Raw genomic sequence first — 19,895 nt, 5'->3', positions numbered from 1 at the left:
CCGGAGGCGACAGACCGGACAGGCCCGCGGCCCGGACAGGAAGGACCTCCCCCCATGAGCTTCACCACCCGCCCCGAGCTGCGCGGCAGCTTCGGCGCCGTCGCCTCGACCCACTGGCTGGCCTCGGCGGTCGCCATGGCGGTGCTGGAGCGCGGCGGCAACGCCTTCGACGCGGCGGTCGCCGGCGGCTTCACCCTGCAGGTCGTCGAGCCGCACCTGAACGGCCTGGGCGGCGAGGTGCCGATCGTGCTGCGCGGCGCCGGCGAGGGCGAGGTGCGCATCCTCTGCGGCCAGGGCGTGGCCCCAGCCGGCGCCACGGTCGCGCACTACCGTGCCGAGGGCCTGGAGATGGTGCCGGGCGCCGGCCTCCTGGCGACCGTCGTGCCCGGCGCCTTCGACGCCTGGATGCAGCTGCTGCGCGACTACGGCAGCCTGCCGCCGCGCGAGGTCCTGAAGTACGCCATCGGCTACGCCCGCGACGGCTACCCGCTGGTGCCGATGATCCGCGCCACCATCGAGCGGGTCGAGAGGCTGTTCCGCGAGGAATGGCCGAGCTCGGCCGCGGTCTACCTGCCGGGCGACCGGCTGCCGACGGCCGGCAGGCTGTTCCGCAACCCGGCCCTGGCGGCGACCTACGAGCGGCTGGTCAAGGCCGGCGAGGCCGCGGGCGGCAACCGCGAGGCGCAGATCGAGGGGATGCGCCAGGCCTGGTCCCAGGGCTTCGTCGCCGAGGCGCTGGAGCGCTTCTGCCGCGCCGAGCCGCTGATGGATTCCTCCGGCAGGCGCCACCGCGGCGTCCTGAGCGCCGCGGACCTGGCCGGTTGGCAGGCCGGCTACGAGGCGCCCCTGACCTACGACTTCCACGGCTACACGCTCTGCAAGGGCGGCCCCTGGAGCCAGGGGCCGGTGTTCCTGCAGCAACTCGCTCTCTTGAAGCAGTTCGACCTCCCGGCGCTCGATCCCGCCGGCCCCGAGTTCGTGCACCTGGTCACCGAGGCGGCCAAGCTCGCCTTCGCCGACCGCGAGGCCTACTACGGCGATCCCGATTTCGTCGACGTGCCGATGGAGCGGCTGCTCTCCGACGACTACAACGACGCCCGCCGCGCGCTGATCGGCGAGCGGGCGTCGCACGAGCTGCGGCCCGGGCAGATCGCGGGCTTCGAGGCCAACCTGGAGGGCCTGCTGGCGGAGCGGATCGGCGGCGAGGAGTTCGACTCCCTGGGCGGCGGCGAGCCGACCGTCCAGACCGGCGAAACCGGCGCGGCCGGCACGACCCGGGGCGACACCTGCCACATCGACGTCATCGACCGCTGGGGCAACATGGTCGGCGCGACGCCCTCCGGCGGCTGGCTGCAGTCCAGCCCGGTGGTTCCCGAGCTCGGCTTCTGCCTGAACAGCCGCGGCCAGATGTTCTGGCTCGAGGAGGGCAGGCCCTCGAGCCTGGCGCCGGGCAAGCGGCCGCGCTCGACGCTGTCGGTCAACCTCGTGCTGCGCGGCGACGAGCCCTACATGGTTTTCGGCACGCCGGGCGGCGACTACCAGGACCAGTGGGCGCTCGCGGTCTTCCTGCGCCATGCCTGCCACGGCCTCAACCTGCAGCAGGCGATCGACCACCCGGCGTTCCAGACCGACCACATGCCGAGCTCCTTCTGGCCGCGCAATGCCGACCTCGGCAGCCTTAGCCTGGAAGGCCGCTTCCCCGAGGCGACGATCGAGGCGTTGCGGGCGCGCGGCCACCGCATCTCGGTCAAGGACGACTGGTCGCTCGGGCGCGTCTCGGCGGTGGCGCGCGAGCGCGACGGCCTGCTCAAGGCCGCCGCCAACCCGCGCTTCATGCAGGGCTATGCCATCGCCCGCTAGCGCGGCTCGGAACGACCCGCGCCGGCCGCGCCGGCTGCCCGCCTAGCGGTAGAAGCGCTTCGGGAAGCGGCGGTGCAGCCAGAGCCAGTCCTCGGGCCGCTCGCGCACCCAGGCCTCGAAGCGGTCGTTGATCGCCTGGGTCAGGGCCTGGGCGTCGGCGCGCTTGTTGCCGGTCGCCTCGAAGTCCGGCTGCGGCTCGATGGTCATGCGGAAGCGCGCGCCGCCCAGGCGCTCCAGGCGCGAGGGCACGATCGGGCACTTGAAGCGCAGCGCCAGCTGGGCCGGTCCGTCGGCGGTCATCGCCGGCAGGCCGAGGAAGCGCGCCTCGAAGCCCTCGTTGAACTTCTGGTCGTTGAGCACGCCGATCACCGAGCCCTTCTGCAGCTCGGCCATCAGGGCGCGCGCGCCCTGGGCGCCCTTGGGCACGCGCTTGCCCGGGGTGACTCCGCGCATCCGCTCGGCGACCTTCTGGACCAGCGGGTTGTTGGCGCCGCGGCTGATGCCGACCATCGGGATGCCCTGGGCGCCGGCGGTCACCACCGAGACCTCGAAGTTGGCCTGGTGCATGCCCGCGACGATGACCGGGCGGCCCTCAGCGGCCGGACCCTTGACCAGCTCCGCGCCGAGGATCTCGACGCGACCCTCGGCCGGGTCGCTGATCCTGTCGAGGTGGGGGTACTCGGCGGCGGTGCGCCCCAGGTTGTCCCACATCGCCCGGACGATCTCCCGGCGCCGGGCCTGCGGCATCTCGGGGAAGACCAGCTCGAGGTTCCGGTAAGCGCGCTTCGAGAGGGCGAGGCGCGGCCCGACGCTGCGGCCGAGCCAGCCGCCGAGCGCCGAGGCCCGGTCGAGCGGCAGGATCTTGAACAGGCCCAGGAACAGGAAGGCGAGCGCCGCCTCGAGCGGATAGCGCAGGTACTTGGTCAGGAACTTGTCACGGTTGCGCACGGCCATCGGCCAGGATCCGGTCCAGCAGGTCTTCGATCCCCCGCTTGTCGCGCCATCCGAGGTGCACAGGCAAGACCCGAGTCGACTCGGCCAGCCGCGGCGGCAGGCGCAGACGGTCCTTTTCCGTGGTGACCAGCTCGGCGCCGAGCCCTGCCGCCTCGGCGAGCAGGGCCTCGGCCTCGGCGGCGCCGTAGGCGTGGTGGTCGGCGAAGGCGCGGGTGCCGGCGAGCTCGGCGCCGAGCCCGCGCAGCGTCTCGAAGAACTTGGCGGGCCGGCCGATCCCGGCGAAGGCGAGCAGGCGCCGGCCGCGCCAGGCGCCGGGATCCTCGGGGCGCAGGTCGGCGCGCAGCAGCGGCTTGCCGGTCGCCGCGAGCCCCGGCGGCAGCGCCTCGCCGTGGCCGATGGCCAGCAGCGCGTCGGCCCGTCCGAGGCCCCGCGCCAGGTTCTCGCGCAGCGGCCCGGCCGGCATCACCCGGCCGTTGCCGAAGCCGACCGCCGCATCGACGACCGCCAGCACCAGGTCCTTGTGCAGCGCGGGGTTCTGCAGGCCGTCGTCGAGCAGCAGCACTTCGGCGCCGCCGGCGACGGCGGCACGTGCGCCGGCGGCGCGGTCGCGCGCCACCCAGGTCGGGCAGGCGCGGGCCAGCAGCAGCGGCTCGTCGCCGACCGCCGCCGCCTCGTGGCGCGCGGGGTCGACGCGCAGCGGCCCGGCCTCGCACCCGCCGTAGCCGCGGCTGAGGGCGTGGACGGCGAGGCCCCGCTCCTTGAGCAGCGCGGCCAGGGCCAGCACGGTCGGCGTCTTGCCGGCGCCGCCGGCGGTCAGGTTGCCGACGCAGACGACCGGGATCGGCAGTCGCTCCGGGCGCACCAGCCGCCAGCGCAGCCAGCCGCCGAGGTCCCAGAGCAGGGCGGCCGGCAGCAGCAGGCTCGAGGCGAGGCCGCGTCGCGACCAGAAGGCGGGCGCGCGCATCAGGCTAGTCGGCCGGCGCCGGCGGCGCGTCGCGGCCGGGCGCCGCGCCGGCGGCGCCCTTGGCTTGGCTGGTGCCCGGCGCGGGCCTCGGGTCGGGGGCGACCGGCGCGCGGCCGAGGGCGCGGTCGGCCTGCTCGGTGAGCGCGATCAGGCGGCGCTCGAGCTCGCCGGCCAGGGCCTGCAGCTCGGCTTCGCCGGCGCGGCGCGGCACGGCCAGCGGCTCGCCCCAGAGGACGCGGGCGCGACCGAAGGGCAGCAGCACCAGGAAGCGGTCCCAGGAGCCGAGCAGGCGCGCCGGACGGGCCGAGGCGCTGACCGGCACGATCGGCACGCCGGCCAGCTGGGCGGCCTTGATCGCGCCGGCCTTGACCCGCATGCGCGGCCCCTTGGGGCCGTCCGGCGTGATGCCGACGCAGGCGCCCTGGGCCAGCTCGCGGCCCATGGCGCGCAGCGCGGCGGCGCCGCCGCGGCGGCTCGAGCCCGAGACCGAGGGAAAGCCGAGCCGCTCCAGCGCCGTCGAGATCAGGCGGCCGTCGCGGTGCCCGGAGATCAGCAGGTGCAGGCGCTCCGGCCGGTCGGTCCAGGCACCGCGCATGGCCAGCATGCGGCCGTGCCAGAAGGCGACGACGCAGGGGCTGCCGCCCTCGAGCAGCGCGCGGGTCGAGGCCGGCATCTCGCGCTCCCAGCGGGTCGTCGCGTGGACCAGCCGGATGTAGGCGGCGATCGCCGCGGCCAGCAGCCGGCGGCCGACGTCGGAACGCACGAGGCGCTTGGCTGCCGCCATGGCCGCTAGCCGCCGGTGGCGGCGACCGAGCTCCGCGCCGCCGGCGGTACCGGTCCTGGCTGGGATCCCGGCTGGGACTCGTCGGCGAACTGCAGGGCGTAGAGCCGGGCGTAGGCGCCGTTCCTGGCGAGCAGGTCGGCGTGGCTGCCGCTCTCGACGACGCGTCCGCGCTCCAGCACGTAGATCAGGTCGGCGTCGACCACGGTCGACAGGCGGTGCGCGATGACCAGGGTGGTGCGGCCCTGCTTGAGGCGGGCGAGCGCCTGCTGGACGTGGCGCTCGCTCTCGCTGTCCAGCGCCGAGGTTGCCTCGTCGAGCAGCAGGATCGGGGCGTCCTTCAGCATCGCCCGGGCGATCGCGATGCGCTGGCGCTGGCCGCCGGAGAGCTTGCTGCCGCGCGGCCCGACCTGGGTGTCGTAGCCCTGGGGCAGCTCGCGGATGAAGCCGTCGGCGCCGGCGGCCCGCGCGGCCTCGACCAGCGCCTCCTCGCCCGCGTCCTGGCGGCCGTAGGCGATGTTGGCGCGCACCGTATCGTCGAACAGCATGACCTCCTGGCTGACGTAGGCGACGGCCTCGCGCAGGGAGGTGAGGGTCACGTCGCGCACGTCCTGGCCGTCGACCAGGACCCGGCCCGCCGTTACGTCGTAGAAGCGCGGGATCAGGTTGAGCACGGTCGACTTGCCGGCGCCCGAGGGTCCGACCAGCGCCACGGTCTGGCCGGCGCGGGCCTCCAGGTCGAGGCCGTCGAGCGCGGCCTCCGAGGTGCCCTCGTAGGCGAAGCCGACGCCCTCCAGCCGCACCGACCCGCCCTCGAGCTCGAGCGCCTCGGCGCCGTGGCGGTCGACGACCTGGGGCTGGTAGTCGATCAGCTCGAAGACCCGTTGCGCCGCCGCCAGGCCTTCCTGCAGGTTGTTGTTGAGCTTGGCGACCCGCTTGGCCGGCTCGAAGGCGAGCAGCACGGCGGTGATGAAGGCGGCGAAGGAGCCGGGGCCCTGGGTCCCGGCGATCACCATGTTGCCGCCGTAGAGGATGACGCCGATCACCGCCAGGCCGCCCAGCACCTCGAGCAGCGGCTGGGTCACGTTGCGCACCCGGCTGCCCCGGACCTGCAGGGCGTAGACCTCGTCGATGCGCTCGCGGGCGCGGTCCGACTCGTAGCCCTCCATGCCGTAGGCCTTGACGTGGCGGGCGCCGTGGAAGGTCTCGTCGAGCAGGATCGAGAGCAGGCCGACCTGGTGCTGGGTGCTGCCCGAGACGCGGCGCATGCGCCTGCCGATGCGCAGCACCGGCAGGATCGCCGTCGGGAAGGCGAGGAAGGCGATCAGCGCCAGCACCCAGTTCTGGTAGAACATCACGGCGACCAGGGCGAGGGCGGTCAGCAGGTCGCGGCCGAGGCCGGTGAAGACGTTGGAGACGGTGTTCTGCAGCTGCTGGACGTCGTTGACGAAGCGCGAGCCGAGCTGGCCCGGGGGCATGACGTTGAAGAAGGCGACGTCGGCGCGGATCAGGCGGTCGTAGAGGCGCTGGCGCAGGTCGGCGACGACGCGGAAGCCGACCTGGCTCATCAGCACCGCCTCGCCGTAGGCCGCGAAGCCGCGCACCGTGAAGACGACCAGCGCCGCGCCGGCGATGCCCCAGAGCAGGTCGGAGTCCTGCTCGGAGAAGACATGGCTGATGATCGGCTCCATCAGCTGCGCCATGGCGCCGGTGCAGGCCGCGACCAGGGCCATGAAGACGACCGCCACGGCGATCCGCCCGCGGTAGCGGTGGATGTGCTCGCGCCAGAGGCGGCCGACCAGCGCCTTGGTCGACTCGTCCCACTGCACCTTGGCCTTGCGCTTCTCGCCCACGAGTCCGGCATACCCTCTGCTGCGCGCCTTCGCACGCGAGGGCGTCGTCTAGCATGGCGGCTCCCGGAGAACCAAGCAAAGGGCGCTCGGGCGCGCTGCCGCAGGGAGTGGTCTCAGGCCGGCGGGGGACCGGCGATCGGGTGCAGGTTGCCCAGGAACTGCTCGGCGCAGGCGCGCCAGGAGTGCTTCAGGGCGTGGGCCCGGCAGCGCTCCGGCGGGATCGCCAGGGCGCGCCCGGCAGCGTAGGCGAGGTCCTCGTCGAGCATCCCGATGCCGTGGCCGTCGACTACGTCAAGCGGGCCGGGGACCGGGAAGGCGGCGACCGGCAGGCCGCTGGCCAGGGCTTCCAGCATGACCAGCCCGAAGGTGTCGGTGCGGCTCGGGAAGACGAAGACGTCGGCCGAGGCGTAGTGGCGGGCCAGCTCCTCGCCCTGCCTGGCGCCGGCGAAGCGGGTCTCGGGAAAGCGCCGCCGCAGCTCGGCGAGCTGCGGGCCGTCGCCGACCACCAGCTTGGTGCCGGGCGTGAGGTCGAGGCGCAGGAAGGCCTCCAGGTTCTTCTCGACCGAGACCCGGCCGACGTAGAGGTAGACCGGGCGGGGCAGGTCGAGAGCGGGATCGTTGCGCGGCTTGAAGAGCTCGGTGTCGACGCCGCGCGACCAGGCCTTGAGGTTGGAGAAGCCGCGGCCTTCGAGCTCGCCCAGCAGCGTCGGCGTCGCCACCATCACCCCCTTCGAGGGCCGGTGGAAGCGGCGCATCACGGCGTAGCCGAGCGCCAGCGGCACCGGTATCCGCGCCGCCAGGTACTCGGGAAAGCGGGTGTGGTAGCTGGTCGTGAAGGGCAGGCCGCGGCCGAGGCAGAGGCTGCGCACCGCCCAGCCGATCGGGCCTTCGGTGGCGATGTGCACGGCCTCCGGCCGGAAGGCATCGAGGAGGCGGCGCGCGCCGGCCCGGGGCCTGACCGCCAGGCGGATCTCAGGGTAGGTCGGGCAGGCGATGGTCCGGAAGCGGCCGGGCTCGATCACCTCGACCGTGTGGCCCAGCGCCCTCAGCTCCTCGCCGACCCGGCCGAGGGTGCGCACGACGCCGTTGATCTGCGGCGTCCAGGCGTCGGTGGCGAGCAGGATGCGCATCAGGCGGCGGCGCCCAGCTCGTCGCCGCCCAGCTCGTCGCCGCCCGCCTCGTCGCCGCCCGCGCGCAGCATCGAGAAGTTGCGCAGCTCGGCCCAGTAGAGGATCTCGAAGCGGCCGTCGAAGTGCTCGACCAGCGCGGTGCAGCTCTCCACCCAGTCGCCGTCGTTGATGTAGAGGATCTCGCCGATCCGGCGCTGCTCGGCCTTGTGGATGTGGCCGCAGATGACGCCGTCGACGCCGCGCCGCCGCGCTTCCTCGGCGACCGCCTCCTCGTAGCGGTCGATGAACTGGACGGCGTTCTTGACCCGGCCTTTGAGCCAGGCCGACATCGACCAGTAGCCGAAGCCGAGGCGGCGGCGCGCGAGGTTGAACCAGTGGTTCAGCGCCAGCGCCAGGTTATAGGCCGAGTCGCCGAGCAGGGCGAGCCAGCGTGCGTACTTGACGATGCCGTCGAAGGCGTCGCCGTGCAGCACCAGCATGCGGCGGCCGTCGGCGGTCTCGTGGATCGCCTCCGACACCACCTCGACGCCGCCGAAGTGCTGGCCGGTGTAGCCGCGCAGCACCTCGTCGTGGTTGCCCGGCACGTAGATCAGCCGGGCCCCCTTGCGCGCCTTGCGCAGCAGCTTCTGGACGACGTCGTTGTGCGCCTGGGGCCAGTACCAGGACTTCTTCAGGCGCCAGCCGTCGAAGATGTCGCCGACCAGGTAGATCGTCTCGGCCTCGTTGAGGCGCAGGAAGTCCAGCAGGAACTCGGCCTTGCAGCCGCGCGTGCCGAGGTGGATGTCGGACAGGAAGATAGCCCTGTAGCGTCCCTGCTGGATCGTCGCCTGCATGCAGCCTTCCCGTCGCCGTCGCGATCCGGCCGAGGCGGCCGGGGAAGCGACTCAGGACTCTCCAGTGGCAGCCCTATCAAGACCAGTCGCGCCGCACCATCGGCGATCTCTAGAACAATTAAATATTCATATAGTAGAAACATAACCGCAATGCTTCCTACCCCAAGTATTCATCCGGTATGGACCGGAACGTTGCCCACCCCGACCTGCTCGACAGCGGCGCCGCCGAGCGGCCGAACCGCCTGAGCATCATCCACAACCCGACCGCCGGCGGCGCCCGCCGCCGGCGCTACGAGTCCGTCCTGGAACGGCTGGCAGCGGCGGGCGCCGAGCTTGAGGTGCTGGAGACCGGCCGGCGCGGCGATGCCGAGGACTTCGCGGCGGCGCTCGGCCGCGGCGCCTGCGACCGGCTGGTCGTCGCCGGCGGAGACGGCACGGTCAACGAGGCGATCAACGGCCTGCTGGCCAACCGGGCCGGCGGCCGCGGCCTGCCGCTGGCGATCCTGCCGCTCGGCACCGCCAACGTGCTGGCCGCGGAGATCGGGCTGTCGACCCGGCCCGCGGCGGTCGCCCGGGCGATCCTGGAGGGCGTCGCCCGACCGGTGGCGCTGGGCGAGGCGAACGGCCGCGCCTTCTGCCTGATGGCCGGCGTCGGCTTCGACGCCCGGGTCGTCGCCCGGGTCGACGGGCGGCTCAAGAAGCGCCTGGGCAAGCTCGCCTATGTCGTCCAGACCCTGCGCCAGCTCGCCGTCTACGACTTCCCGCGCTACCGCGTGGCGATCGACGAGGAGATCTACGCCGCCGCCTCGGCGGTCGCCTGCAACGCGCACTTCTACGGCGGCCGCTACGTGCTGGCGCCGGCCGCCGGGCTCGAGGCGCCGAGCCTGGAGGTCTGCCTGTTCGAGCGGCCCGGGCGCCTCCATGCAGCCCGCTACGCCCTGGCCATGCTGCTGGGCCTGCTGCCGCGCCTGCCCGACTACCGCGTCGTCACCGGCCGCCGCATCGCGATCCAGGGGCCGGTCGAGGATCCGATCCAGGGCGACGGCGACATCGTCGCCTCCCTGCCGGGCGTGATCCGCGTGCTTCCGGACGCCCTCGACCTGGTGTTTCCGCCGGCTTGATGCCCAGCCTGACGCCCGTGGCCTGCCGGCCGCTGGCCCGCCCCCGGCACCTCTGCTATATCGCGCCGGCCATTCCGACAGCGAGGAGACCGGGAAGATGGACGTCAAGGGCTTGGGTGCGATCGTCACGGGCGGCGGATCGGGCATGGGCGCCGAGGTCGGGCGCGCGCTCGCGGCCGCCGGCGCCAAAGTCGCGCTGCTCGACCTCAACGGCGAGGCCGCCAAGGCGGTCGCCGGCGAGATCGGCGGCCTCGGCCTGGCCTGCGACGTCTCGGACGCCGCCGCCGCCGAGGCCGCCGTCGCCGAGGCCGCCAAGGCCCACGGACCCTGCCGGGTGCTGGTCAACTGCGCCGGCATCGCACCGGCCAAGCGGATCGTCGGCAAGGAGGGCGCCATGCCCCTCGAGGCCTTCCGGAAGGTCGTCGAGGTCAACCTGATCGGCAGCTTCAACCTGCTGCGCCTCGCCGCCGCCGAGATGACCGCGGCCGAGCCGCTCAACGAGGATGGCGAGCGCGGCGTCATCGTCTCGACCGCCTCGATCGCCGCCTTCGAGGGCCAGGTCGGGCAAGCCGCCTACGCCGCCTCCAAGGCCGGCATCATCGGCATGATGACCCCGGCGGCGCGCGAGCTGGCGCGCTTCGGGGTGCGCGTCATGACCGTCGCGCCGGGCCTGATCGGCACGCCGCTGCTGCTCAACATGCCCCAGGAGGTCCAGGACACCCTGGCCCAGCAGACGCCCTTCCCCAAGCGCTTCGGCACGCCGGCCGAGTTCGCCCAGATCGTCATGACCATCGTCGGCAACGTCATGCTGAGCAACGACACCATCCGCCTCGACGGCGGCATGCGCATGCAGTAGCGAGTTCGGGCGGATGCCCAAGCGCCGGCCGCGCGGCCGGCGTTCAAGCCGCCCTCAGGTCGTCAGCACGATCTTGCCGATGTGGGCGCTCGATTCCATCAGGGCGTGGGCGGCCGCCGCCTCGGCCAGCGGGAAGGTGCGGTGGATCACCGGCTTGACCGTGCCGGCCTCCAGCAGCGGCCAGACGCGGGCCTGCAGGCTGGCGGCGATCGCCGCCTTGAAGGCGACGTCGCGCGGCCGCAGCGTCGAGCCGGTCAGGGTCAGGCGCTTGACCATGACCTGGGAGAAGTTGAGCTCGACCTTGGGGCCGCCGAGGAAGGCGATGAAGACCAGGCGGCCGTCGGGCGACAGCAGCGCGACGTCGCGCGGGATGTAGGCGCCGCCGACCATGTCGAGGATCAGGTCGCAGCCGCCGGCCGCCTGCTCGACGACCTCGACGAAGTCCTCCTCGCGGTAGTTGATCGCGCGCTCGGCGCCCAGCGCCTCGCAGGCCGCGCACTTCTCGGCGCTGCCGGCGGTCGCGAAGACGCGGGCGCCGAAGGCGACGGCAAGCTGGATCGCCGTGGTGCCGATGCCGCTGGAGCCGCCGTGCACCAGGAAGCGCTCGCCCTGCCTCAGGCCGCCGCGGTCGAAGACGTTGCTCCAGACCGTGAAGAAGGTCTCCGGCAGGGCCGCCGCCTCGACCGGGGTCAGACCGCGCGGCACCGGCAGGCACTGGGCGGCCGGCGCGACGGCGTACTCGGCATAGCCGCCGCCGGCGACCAGCGCGCAGACCGCGTCGCCGACCTGCCAGGTCTCGACGCCCTCGCCGAGCGCCACGACCTCGCCGGCGAGCTCCAGGCCGGGAATGTCCGAGGCGCCGGGCGGCGGCGCGTAGCCGCCCTTGCGCTGCAGCACGTCGGGCCGGTTGACGCCGGCGGCGGCGACGCGCAGCAGGACCTCGCCGCGCCCCGGGCGCGGCACCGGCCGCGTGGCGGGCTTCAGGACCTCGGGCCCGCCCGGCCCGAGGATCTCGATGGCGGTCATGCTCTCCGGTGGGGACTTGGGCGGGGACTGGTGCGGGGACTGGGCCAAGGCTCGCTCCTTTCGTTCTGCTGCCGGCTGTCTAATATGGAAGGCCATTGCAGCGCGAGGGAGGACTGCGCCATGGACCCGTTGGACCTGGAGCCGCGCAAGGCGATCGCCAAGCCCAAGGACCTCGACCTGATGGGCGTCGAGGAGCTCGCGGACTATCTCGCCGAGCTGGAGACCGAGGCCGAGCGCGTGCGCGCCAAGATCGCCGGCAAGACCGACTACAAGTCCGCCGCCGCCGCGCTGTTCAAGCTCTAGGGCTACCCCGAGGCTGGCGCGCCGCGCGTCAGGCGGGTCGCCGTTTCCTGTACAGCAGCCAGCCGAGCGGGCCGCCGAGCAGCACGACGACGAGCCAGCCGACGCGCGGCCCGAAGGGGCAGCGGCCGCCGGGCGGCGGCGCCCAGGACCCGCTGCGGCGCGAGGCCGCCACGTCGAGCAGGGGCAGCAGCCAGCCGCAGATCACGATCGTCCAGGCGAGCCAGGTGTCCATCGGTCCTTGGTGTTTCCTGCAGGGCGTGCCCCTGGCGGCTTCGTCGCGAAGGCGCCAGATTGGAGGGCCGTCCTCCGCACCCCTTCCTCCACTCGCAGGGATCCATAGCATGACCGACCTTTCCGGCAAGACCGCCCTGGTCACCGGCTCGACCAGCGGCATCGGCGAAGCCATCGCGCGCGCCCTGGCCGCCCAGGGCGCCGACATCGTCCTCAACGGCTTCGGCGAGGAGGCCGCGATCGCCCGGCTCAAGACCGGCCTGGCCGAGGAGCACGGAGTCAAGGTCGTCTACGACGGCGCCGACATGAGCCGGCCGGCGGCGATCGAAACCATGATGAAGAAGGCCGAGGCCGAGTTCGGCGCGGTCGACATCCTGGTCAACAATGCCGGCATCCAGCATACCGCCAACCTCGAGGACTTCCCGGCCGAGCGCTGGGACGCGGTGATCGCGATCAACCTCTCGAGCGCCTTCCACACCACCCACCATGCCCTGCCGGCGATGAAGCGCCGCGGCTGGGGCCGCATTCTCAACGTCGCCTCGGCGCACGGCCTGGTCGCCTCGGTGCAGAAATCGGCCTACGTCGCGGCCAAGCACGGCATCGTCGGCCTGACCAAGGTGACGGCCCTGGAGACCGCGCGCGACGGCATCACCGCCAACGCGATCTGCCCGGGCTGGGTGCTGACGCCCCTGGTCCAGAAGCAGATCGACGCCCTGGCCGAGCGCGAGAGCCTGACCGCGGCGGCCGCCCGGGAGAAGCTGATCGGCGAGAAGATGCCGAGCGGCGAGCCGGTGACGCCCGAGCAGATCGGCGCCTTCGCGGTCTTCCTCTGCTCGCCGGCCGCCGAGCGCATCACCGGCGCCGCGCTGCCGATCGACGGCGGCTGGACCGCCCAGTAGGCGCCGCCGGCGGCGGGGAGCGGGCGCGGCGGATGGGCGAGCAGCCCGACGGCCTGTGGTGCGAGCGCCGCCGGCTCCGTGAGCCCGGCTCGCGGCCGGCGTCGGGGCGGGCGCTGTTCCTGGACCGCGACGGCGTCGTCGTCGAGGAGGTCGGCTACCTGCACCGGCCGGCCGAGGTGCGGGTCGCGCCCGGCGCCGCCGCGCTGTGCCGCGCGGCGCGCGCCGCCGGCTGGGCCGTGGTGCTGGTCAGCAACCAGTCGGGCGTCGGCCGCGGCCGCTACGGCTGGCCGGCCTTCGCGGCAACCCAGGCCGAGATCGAGCGCCAGCTCGCCGCGGCCGGCGCACCCGAGCCCTTCGACCTGGTCCTGGCCTGTCCGCACCACCCCGAGGGCCTCGGCCGCTACCGCCACCCCGACCATCCGGCGCGCAAGCCGAATCCCGGCATGCTCCTGCGCGCCGGCGCGCTGCTGGCGCTCGAGCCGGCGGCGGGCTGGATCGTCGGCGACCGGGCGCTCGACCTCGAGGCCGGCCGCCGCGCCGGCCTGGCCGGCGGCCTGCACGTCCTGACCGGTCACGGCGCGGCGGCCGGCGAGCGCGCCCGGGCGCTGGACCTCGCCGCGCCCGGCTTCCGGGTGCTGACGGCCGACGACCTGATCGGGGCCGCGGAGCGGCTTCCGCTCGGCTACGGCGGGGGCTGACGGGCGCACCGGCCGCTCGCAGGTCGTTGCACCGCAACGGACTTGCGCAGAAGGTGGCCGGTCGAGAACAATGGCGGCAAGCCCGCGTCCGGCGGTGGGGAGCCGCACGGGCGGGGAGAACAAGGACCGACCACCTCCATTCCAGGCAGCAGGGAGATTGACATGCGTCGCCAGCACCCCGGACGAACGCTCATCGAGGCGCTGTCGCGCCGCCGGTTCCTGACCGGTGCCGCCGCCGTCGGCCTCACCTTCGCGGGCCTGCCCAAGGGGGCGAAGGCCCAGGAGGAGCCGAAGGTCAACTTCTACAACTGGGACACCTACATCGGCGAGACGACGCTGGAAGACTTCAAGGAGGTCTCCGGCATCGACGTCTCGATGAGTCTCTTCGCCGACAACGACGAGCTCTTCGCCCGCTTCAAGGAGGGCAATCCCGGCTTCGACGTGATCGTGCCGACCAACGACTACTGCGAGCGCCTGATCCTCGCGGGCCTGCTGCAGAAGCTCGATCACTCGAAGATCCCGAACTTCAGCAATGTCGCTCCGGCCTTCCGGGACGCCGCCTTCGACCCGGGCCGCGAGTACTCGATGCCCTACATGTGGGGCACCATGGGCATCGGCTACCGCAAGTCGGCGGTCGACGGCGTGCCGAGCAGCTGGAGCGCGGTGCTCGAGAGCGACGCCCACGCCGGCCGCATCGCCCTGCTCAGCGAGAGCCGCACGATGCTCGGCATGGCCGCCAAGTATCTCGGGTACTCGATGAACACGACCGATCCCGCGGAGATCAAGGCGGCCGAGGAGCTGCTGATCCGCCAGAAGCCGAACGTCAAGGTCTTCGCGGAGGACAACGGCCAGGACCTGCTGCTCTCCGGCGAGGTCGACCTGACCGTCGAGTGGAACGGCGACATCCTGCAGATCATGGCCGAGGACCCCGACGTCAGCTACGTCGTGCCGGACGAGGGCTCTCTGCTCTGGCAGGACACGCTGTGCATTCCGAAGGACGCGCCGCACCCGGACAACGCCCACGCCTTCATCAACTACATCCTGGCGCCCGAGCCGGGCGCGGCGATCGCCGACTACATCCAGTACGCGACGGCCAACCAGGCGGCGCGCGAGCTGCTCGGCCCCGAGTACAACGACAATCCGGCGATCTTCCCGACCGACGAGACGATCGCGCGCTGCGAGCCGCAGATCTACCTGGGCGAGGACGCGCAGCGGCTCTACGAGGAGGCCTGGACCCGAGTCATGGCAGGCTGACGGCCCGATTCGCGGGGGGGGGGGGGGGCGGGCCGCGAGCGGCCCGCCCCGACCAGCCTTCCCGATAGGGCGCAGCCGGCGGCTCGATGGAAAACTGGCGCAAGCATCCCCTGGTCTTCTGGGCCTTCTCGCTGCCGCCCAGCTTCTGGCTCGTCTGCTTCTTCCTGGTGCCGCTGACCCTGGTCTGGGGCTACTCCTTCTCGGAGAAGCGCGGCATCATCGACACCGAGCTGACCTTCACGCTCGACAACTACCTGCGCGCGCTCGAGCCGATCTATCTCCAGATCCTCTGGAAGTCGCTCCTGCTCGCCGGCGCCGCGACCCTGATCTGCCTCCTCGTCGGCTACCCGGTCGCCTTCGCCATCGCCTTCGCCTCCGAGCGGGCCAAGCCCTGGCTGCTGCTGCTGGTCATCCTGCCGTTCTGGATCAACATCCTGATCCGCACCTACGCGCTGATCGCCGTCTTCCGGAGCCGCGGCTACGTCAACTTCGCCTACGAGGACCTGTGGAACCTGGCCAACTGGCTGCTCGCGCTGATCGGCCTGGGCGAACTCAACCTGCTCGGCGAGCGCTTCGTGCCGATGAACCTGCTCTACAACAACGTCGCCGTCGTCGCCGGCATCGTCTACGCCTTCTTCCCCTTCATGGTGCTGCCGCTCTACGCCAACATCGAGAAGCTCGACCGCGCCTATCTGGAGGCCAGCCTGGACCTGGGCGCCGGGCACTGGCGGACCTTCCGCTCGGTGGTCTTCCCGCTGACCTGGCAGGGCGCGCTCTCGGGCATCGTCATCGTCTTCATCCCGGCGCTCGGCGCCTTCTTCATCCCCGACCTGCTGGGCGGCACCGACAGCCAGATGATCGGCAACGTCATCGAGCGGCAGTTCAAGAGCGCCAACGACTGGCCCTTCGGCGCGGCGCTGTCCTTCCTGCTGATGTACGCGACCTTCTTCGCGCTCGCCCTGCGCGCGCTGGTCGCCGGGCGCCGCGGCGCCGGCGCGCTGGACGCCTGAGCGCCATGGCCGACCGCTCGACCCCGGCCGTCCAGCCCCTTCGTATCGGCCGCCTCGCACGGGCCTTGCGCCTCGGACTCCGCCGCGATTCCGCGATGGGGCCACTCGACTACGGCCGGCGCTGGTGGATGCGCCTGATCCTCGCGCTGACCTTCCTGTTCCTTTACGCGCCGATCGTCGTGCTGGTCGCCTACAGCTTCAACTCCTCGCGGCGCAACATCGTCTGGGTCAGCTTCACCACCGACTGGTACGTCAAGGCGGCCAGCAACGACAGCCTGCTGACGGCCTTCGCCAATTCGCTGACCATCGCGGTGGCGAGCACCCTGCTCAGCGTCGTCCTGGGAACGCTGACGGCGCTGCTGCTCTGGCGCTTCCGCTTCCCGGGCCGGCCGCTCTACGAGGGCGCCGTGGCGCTGCCGATCGTGATCCCCGAGATCTGCATGGGGGTCGCGATGATGGCCTTCTTCGCCTGGATCGGCTGGCCCAACAACCTGCCCTGGCCGCTCAGCCTGACCAACATCACGATCGCCCACGTCGCCTTCTCCTTCCCCTTCGTGGCGGTCATCGTCCGAGCGCGCCTCGCCGGCTTCAACCGCGAGCTCGAGGACGCCGCCAAGGATCTCGGCGCGACCGAGTGGCGCACCCTGATCGACATCGTCGTGCCGCACCTGAAGCCGGGCCTGATCGCCGGCGCCCTGATCGCCTTCACCCTGTCGCTCGACGACTTCGTCATCACCTTCTTCACCGCCGGCCCGGACACCATCACCCTGCCGGTCAAGATCTTCTCCATGGTGCGCTTCTCGGTGACGCCGGAGGTCAACGCCGCCTCGACCGTCCTGATCGTCATCACCGTCGTCGCCACCGTCGTCGCCATGCGCCTGCAGACCCCGACCAAGCCCGCCTGAGCGGGCCGGCCCCACCCCGCGCGATCGCCAGGAAGAGAGCCCGCCGATGTCCGAGGCCATCATCTCGATCCAAGGTGTGACCAAGCGCTTCGGCGCGGTCGCGGCGGTCGACTCGGTCGATCTCGAGATCCGCGCCGGCGAGTTCTTCGCCCTGCTCGGTCCCTCGGGCTGCGGCAAGACCACCCTGCTGCGCATGCTCGCCGGCTTCGAGCAGCCGAGCGAGGGGCGCATCCTGATCGACGGCCAGGACATGACCGGCGTCCAGCCCAACCGCCGGCCGGTCAACATGGTCTTCCAGTCCTACGCCGTCTTCCCCCACATGACGGTCTTCGACAACGTCGCCTACGGCCTCAAGGTGGTCGGCACGGCGCGCGGCGAGATCGCGCCGCGGGTCAGGGAGGCGCTGGCCATGGTTCAGCTCGAGGACTACGGCGCGCGCAGGCCGGACCAGCTCTCGGGCGGCCAGCGCCAGCGCGTCGCCCTGGCCCGGGCCCTGGTCAAGCGGCCGAAGGTGCTGCTGCTCGACGAGCCGCTCTCGGCGCTCGACGCCAAGCTGCGCGAGGCCATGCAGCTGGAGCTGGTGCGCCTGCAGCACAGCGTCGGCATCACCTTCGTGATCGTCACCCACGACCAGGACGAGGCCCTGTCGATGGCCGACCGCATCGCCGTCATGCAGGACGGCCACGTCCGCCAGGTCGCCGACCCGCAGACGCTCTACGAGTACCCCAGCGGCCGCTTCGTCGCCGACTTCATCGGCAAGATGAATCTCTTCGAGGGCCGGGTCGCGGCCAACGACGGCACCGTCCTCGCCGTCGAGGTCGAGGGGCTCGGCCGCATCGAGCTGCCGGCTGAGCCGGGGACGCCGGCCAGCGGCGAGGCGATCGGCATCGCGGTGCGCCCGGAGAAGGTCGAGCTGACGCGCGCGGCGCCGCCGGCGGGCAGCGTCGCCCGGCGCGGCACGGTGGCGCAGGTCGCCTACTACGGCGACGTCTCCTACGTCTTCCTGGAGCTCGAGGACGGGCCGGCCCTGAACGCCACGGTGCAGAACGCGGACCGCGCCGCCGAACCCTACTTCGTCAAGGGCGAAACCCTCTGGGCCGCCTGGAACCCACAGGACTTCCTGGTGCTGGGGGAATAGCGGCGAGCGCCGGGCCGTGGCGGCGCAGAGCAAGGGGGTAGCCGGGGCGATCCTGCCGCCCCGGCCGTCCCGCCGGCGCTACATCCGGCCGTCGTAGTCCTTGAACTCCGGCTGCGGCGGCACCGGCTTGCCGGTCAGCTTGCCGAAGACCTCGGGCCGCCGCGCCGCGAGGCGCCGTCCGAGGGCGTAGAGGTCGAGGTCGGCCTCGCGCAGCTCCGGAAAGAGCTTCTGCTCCTCCTCCTCGACATGCTCCTCGACCGCCTTGCGCAGCTTGGTCACCAGCTGGTCCGGCGTCTTGCCCGCCTTGGCGGCGGCGAGCAGCTCGGTGACCATCTCCTTGGCCTCGGCGTGCTCCTCCTCGGCGTGGTCGAGGAGCGCGTCCTCGCCGGTCGCCTCGCGGGCGACCGGGTAGAGGATCTCCTTCTCCAGGGTCGTGTGCGCCTGGAGGTCGAGGCAGATGCGCTCGATCAGGCGCAGCTTGACCTTCTTGTCCGACGCCGCCTCGTAGGCGGCGAAGTAGCCCTCGACCTCGCGGTGCTCCTGCTCCAGCAGCAGCGTCGCGTCGGGCGCCACCTTCTTGCCCGCCATCAGCGCGGCGGCAGGCGAGATCGGGTCCGACTGCGAGGCCTCGTGGGACGTCTTGCTCGGGCTCATCGCCATCCTCCTATTCCGCCGCGACCTCGTGATAGGCCAGCTTGGAGCCCTTGCGCCCGTCCTCATCGAGACGCAGCGCCTCGACCGGGTGCGGGCCCTCGGTCTCCAGCCGGTACTCGCGGCCCTTGCCACGCATCTCCTCGATGACCTGCTCGCTCGGCACCTGATCGCCGTTCACCGCGCGCTGGTAGTCGAAGTAGCGGTGGCCGGAGGGCAGGTCGGTGATCGGGACGAAGTCGGCGCCGTCGGCGGTCAGGTCGACCTGCTTGGCCAGCACCTCGCGGACGTAGGCCTTGTTCTCCTTGAACGTCAGGTTCGGCTTCAGCGACTTCGGCAGCAGCTGCTCCGGATCGCGCTTCTCGACCGTGCGCATCAGCTCGGCGGCGATCTGGAGATGCTCGATCTCCATCGCCAGGTGGGTCTCGTAGAGCGCCTTGACCCGCGGATCCGGCTCCTCCTCCATGAAGGAGTAGTACATCCAGCACTCGGTGAGCTCGTGCAGGAGCAGGTTCTCGATCCAGGTGCAGCTGGGGTCGAGGATCGACTCGTAGTGGCTGACGTGCTGCTCCTCGATTTCGGCGATCTCGAGGTAGAGGCCGCGGGCCAGCGGCTCCTGGAAGCGATTGCCGATGGTGTTGTAGAAGTTCATCGTCTGCTGCTCGGCAGACATCACCATCATGGCGTTGAGGATCGACTGCGGGTCGGCGGCCAGCGCCGTCATCGGCCGGCGGATCTCGTCGTGCGGGTGGCGGTGCTCGAAGATCGTCGGCCGGCCCGGCATGATCTCCGTCAGCTCGCCGACCAGCTTCTCGGCGCGCCTGCCGTCGAGCAGGTCGTAGAGGTTGGCGTAGCGGTAGAGGTGGTCGAAGTCCTCGAGCAGGCCGAACTCGTAGACCTGGCGCAGGTAGGGATCGGGCTCCAGCTTGGCGATGCAGGAGGTCAGGTCGACCGCCACCTGCTCGTAGCCGATCGTCACCTCGAGCGTCGATTCGTCGCCGGGGATCAGCCAGTTGATCGCCTTCTGCTGCTGCGCCTCGACGCGCCGCACCATGGCCAGCTGCTGCTTGATCTTCGGGTCGATGGTGTTGCGCGCCATCTGGTGCGAGAACATCATCGCCTCGACCTCGACGCCGTTGGCGGCGATGCCGCGGCAGCGGCTGTAGGGGTGAACCGTTTCCTTGTCATAGGGCTTGACGTTCAGCTCGCTCCAGTTGCGCAGCTGCTTCTCGAGGGGGATGCCCTTCTCCTGAAGGGGGTTGAAAACCATCGGTGCTCTCCTGATTCCGGGGGGTCGTTCGTGAGTCGCCAAACGGAATCGGTCGGCGATGGTTCCTTGCTTGTCCGGTCGACTCGGAAGTATTCACTTCTTATAACGACTGTCGTCCAAGACAAGACGAAGGTCTCGCGCGGCTCTCCTCGGGGGCA

At 71.9% G+C, this 19,895-nt stretch carries 20 protein-coding genes; 10 read left to right on the top strand and 10 right to left on the bottom strand.

The features are described 5' to 3' along the window. The first annotated feature begins 54 nt into the window (after positions 1–54). Positions 55–1,860, top strand: a complete 1,806-nt coding sequence (locus WD341_RS07600) for a gamma-glutamyltransferase family protein (RefSeq protein WP_368424837.1) — start codon at positions 55–57, stop codon at positions 1,858–1,860. Positions 1,861–1,902: 42 nt separating this feature from the next. Here WD341_RS07600 and WD341_RS07595 read toward each other — a convergent pair whose 3' ends face one another. From WD341_RS07595 to WD341_RS07570, 6 genes are all read right to left on the bottom strand, one after another. Beyond that, positions 1,903–2,814: a lysophospholipid acyltransferase family protein gene (locus WD341_RS07595; protein ID WP_368424836.1), complete on the bottom strand. Its 912-nt coding sequence runs from the start codon at positions 2,812–2,814 to the stop codon at positions 1,903–1,905. Then, the gene (lpxK, locus tag WD341_RS07590) at positions 2,795–3,778 is read right to left on the bottom strand and encodes a tetraacyldisaccharide 4'-kinase (RefSeq protein ID WP_368424835.1); all 984 of its coding nucleotides are present in this window, start codon (positions 3,776–3,778) and stop codon (positions 2,795–2,797) included. Before lpxK ends, WD341_RS07595 begins: the two co-directional genes overlap by 20 nt. A gap of 4 nt (positions 3,779–3,782) precedes the next feature. Continuing rightward, positions 3,783–4,562 carry a lysophospholipid acyltransferase family protein gene (locus WD341_RS07585; RefSeq protein ID WP_368424834.1) on the bottom strand — a complete coding sequence of 260 codons (780 nt, stop codon included), beginning with the start codon at positions 4,560–4,562 and terminating at the stop codon, positions 3,783–3,785. A 5-nt stretch (positions 4,563–4,567) separates the two neighbouring features. Next, positions 4,568–6,412 carry an ABC transporter ATP-binding protein gene (locus tag WD341_RS07580; protein ID WP_368424833.1) on the bottom strand — a complete coding sequence of 615 codons (1,845 nt, stop codon included), beginning with the start codon at positions 6,410–6,412 and terminating at the stop codon, positions 4,568–4,570. 113 nt (positions 6,413–6,525) lie between these two features. Beyond that, on the bottom strand, positions 6,526–7,542 hold the full coding sequence (locus WD341_RS07575; protein ID WP_368424832.1) for a glycosyltransferase family 4 protein: 1,017 nt from the start codon (positions 7,540–7,542) through the stop codon (positions 6,526–6,528). Continuing rightward, a complete protein-coding gene (locus WD341_RS07570; RefSeq protein ID WP_368424831.1) occupies positions 7,542–8,375 on the bottom strand; it encodes a UDP-2,3-diacylglucosamine diphosphatase in 834 nt (277 codons plus the stop codon). Before WD341_RS07570 ends, WD341_RS07575 begins: the two co-directional genes overlap by 1 nt. Positions 8,376–8,554: 179 nt before the next feature. Here WD341_RS07570 and WD341_RS07565 point away from each other — a divergent pair, with 179 nt between their 5' ends. Continuing rightward, on the top strand, positions 8,555–9,496 hold the full coding sequence (locus WD341_RS07565; RefSeq protein ID WP_368424830.1) for a diacylglycerol kinase family protein: 942 nt from the start codon (positions 8,555–8,557) through the stop codon (positions 9,494–9,496). A 97-nt stretch (positions 9,497–9,593) separates the two neighbouring features. Beyond that, a complete protein-coding gene (locus WD341_RS07560; protein WP_368424829.1) occupies positions 9,594–10,352 on the top strand; it encodes an SDR family NAD(P)-dependent oxidoreductase in 759 nt (252 codons plus the stop codon). 54 nt (positions 10,353–10,406) lie between these two features. Here the strand turns inward: WD341_RS07560 and WD341_RS07555 are convergent, their stop codons facing one another. Continuing rightward, positions 10,407–11,378 carry an NAD(P)H-quinone oxidoreductase gene (locus WD341_RS07555; RefSeq protein WP_368424828.1) on the bottom strand — a complete coding sequence of 324 codons (972 nt, stop codon included), beginning with the start codon at positions 11,376–11,378 and terminating at the stop codon, positions 10,407–10,409. A 120-nt stretch (positions 11,379–11,498) separates the two neighbouring features. Here WD341_RS07555 and WD341_RS07550 point away from each other — a divergent pair, with 120 nt between their 5' ends. Further along, positions 11,499–11,681, top strand: a complete 183-nt coding sequence (locus WD341_RS07550) for a DUF1192 domain-containing protein (RefSeq protein WP_368424827.1) — start codon at positions 11,499–11,501, stop codon at positions 11,679–11,681. Positions 11,682–11,709: 28 nt separating this feature from the next. On the opposite strand, the gene WD341_RS07545 is transcribed toward WD341_RS07550, so the two are convergent. Then, positions 11,710–11,913 (bottom strand): hypothetical protein, encoded by a 204-nt coding sequence (locus tag WD341_RS07545; RefSeq protein WP_368424826.1) that lies wholly within the window; start codon positions 11,911–11,913, stop codon positions 11,710–11,712. Positions 11,914–12,022: 109 nt separating this feature from the next. Between WD341_RS07545 and WD341_RS07540 the strand changes: the two genes are divergently transcribed. From WD341_RS07540 to WD341_RS07515, 6 genes are all read left to right on the top strand, one after another. Further along, positions 12,023–12,811 carry a 3-hydroxybutyrate dehydrogenase gene (locus WD341_RS07540; RefSeq protein WP_368424825.1) on the top strand — a complete coding sequence of 263 codons (789 nt, stop codon included), beginning with the start codon at positions 12,023–12,025 and terminating at the stop codon, positions 12,809–12,811. 32 nt (positions 12,812–12,843) lie between these two features. Beyond that, positions 12,844–13,509: an HAD-IIIA family hydrolase gene (locus WD341_RS07535; protein WP_368424824.1), complete on the top strand. Its 666-nt coding sequence runs from the start codon at positions 12,844–12,846 to the stop codon at positions 13,507–13,509. A 162-nt stretch (positions 13,510–13,671) separates the two neighbouring features. Beyond that, a complete protein-coding gene (locus WD341_RS07530; RefSeq protein WP_368424823.1) occupies positions 13,672–14,763 on the top strand; it encodes a PotD/PotF family extracellular solute-binding protein in 1,092 nt (363 codons plus the stop codon). Positions 14,764–14,849: 86 nt separating this feature from the next. After that, a complete protein-coding gene (locus tag WD341_RS07525) occupies positions 14,850–15,773 on the top strand; it encodes an ABC transporter permease (protein WP_368424822.1) in 924 nt (307 codons plus the stop codon). Positions 15,774–15,868: 95 nt separating this feature from the next. Next, positions 15,869–16,678, top strand: a complete 810-nt coding sequence (locus tag WD341_RS07520) for an ABC transporter permease (RefSeq protein WP_368424821.1) — start codon at positions 15,869–15,871, stop codon at positions 16,676–16,678. A gap of 46 nt (positions 16,679–16,724) precedes the next feature. Further along, positions 16,725–17,816: an ABC transporter ATP-binding protein gene (locus WD341_RS07515; protein WP_368424820.1), complete on the top strand. Its 1,092-nt coding sequence runs from the start codon at positions 16,725–16,727 to the stop codon at positions 17,814–17,816. Between the two features lie 78 nt (positions 17,817–17,894). Here the strand turns inward: WD341_RS07515 and WD341_RS07510 are convergent, their stop codons facing one another. Then, entirely contained in the window at positions 17,895–18,470 is a 576-nt protein-coding gene (locus WD341_RS07510; protein ID WP_368424819.1) for a hemerythrin domain-containing protein, read from the bottom strand. 10 nt (positions 18,471–18,480) lie between these two features. Continuing rightward, positions 18,481–19,737: a hypothetical protein gene (locus tag WD341_RS07505; protein ID WP_368424818.1), complete on the bottom strand. Its 1,257-nt coding sequence runs from the start codon at positions 19,735–19,737 to the stop codon at positions 18,481–18,483. Between the last annotated feature and the right edge of the window lie 158 nt (positions 19,738–19,895).

Source organism: Tistlia sp., from assembly GCF_040905785.1.
Taxonomy (GTDB): Bacteria; Pseudomonadota; Alphaproteobacteria; order Kiloniellales; family DSM-21159; genus Tistlia.
Note: the sequence above shows the minus strand (reverse complement) of the source record. Positions and strands in the feature narration are given on the sequence as shown.